1 protein-coding gene is annotated in these 828 nt (G+C 74.0%); it reads right to left on the bottom strand.

What is annotated here, in order from left to right; genetic code table 11:
• Positions 1 to 111: 111 nt before the first annotated feature.
• Positions 112 to 663 carry a bacterial proteasome activator family protein gene (locus tag ACFW1I_RS02845; RefSeq protein ID WP_319011482.1) on the bottom strand — a complete coding sequence of 184 codons (552 nt, stop codon included), beginning with the start codon at positions 661 to 663 and terminating at the stop codon, positions 112 to 114.
• Between the last annotated feature and the right edge of the window lie 165 nt (positions 664 to 828).

Here is an 828-nt window from a genome sequence, read left to right as displayed (position 1 = left end):
GCGGCGCGCCCGCCCCCCCGCGCGCGCGGCCCCCGCCCCCGCGCCCCGGCGCCCCCCCCGCCCCCCCCCCTCCCTCGTACGACCGCCTTACAGGTAAGGCCCCGAGCCGACCTACAGGTAAGGCCCCGAGCCGACCGCGCGACCGTGGCCGCGGCCGCCCTCGTCGTCATCGTCGTGCGAGGCGCCGGGGGGCAGCGCCCGCCGCATCTGCTCCAGCTGGGCGCGGGCCGCCATCTGCTGGGCGAACAGCGCGGTCTGGATGCCGTGGAAGAGGCCCTCCAGCCACCCCACCAACTGGGCCTGCGCGATGCGCAGTTCCGCTTCGGAGGGGATGGCCTCGTCGGTGAACGGCAGGGACAGGCGCTCCAACTCCTCGACCAGCTCGGGCGCCAGACCGTCCTCCAGCTCCTTCACCGAGCTGGCGTGGATCTCCTTCAGCCGGACCCGGCTCGCCTCGTCGAGAGGTGCCGCCCGAACTTCCTCCAGAAGCTGCTTGATCATGCTGCCGATCCGCATGACCTTCGCAGGCTGCTCGACCATTTCCGTCACCGGGACCTCGCGGGGTTCGTCGTCGCCCTGGGCGCCGCCGAGAGCCATCCCGTCCTGTCCCACGATGAGGACCTGGGGGGTCTCCGGCGACCTGTCATTCCTCGGCATCTCCATGCCGCCATTCTCTCGCACACATGCTTCACCACCAGGTGTGCCCGGGGAGGAGGGTGATCCACCCCCCCCCCCCCGCCCGGGGGGGGGGCGGTTAGTGGTGAGGGGGGCCCCCGCCGCGCGGCGGCGCCCCACTCTCGGGTGACCCAAGCGCCGCGCGCCGCGGGG

Source organism: Streptomyces sp. NPDC058955 (assembly GCF_042741435.1).
Taxonomy (GTDB): domain Bacteria; phylum Actinomycetota; class Actinomycetes; order Streptomycetales; family Streptomycetaceae; genus Streptomyces.
This window is presented reverse-complemented; position numbering and strand designations above follow the sequence as displayed.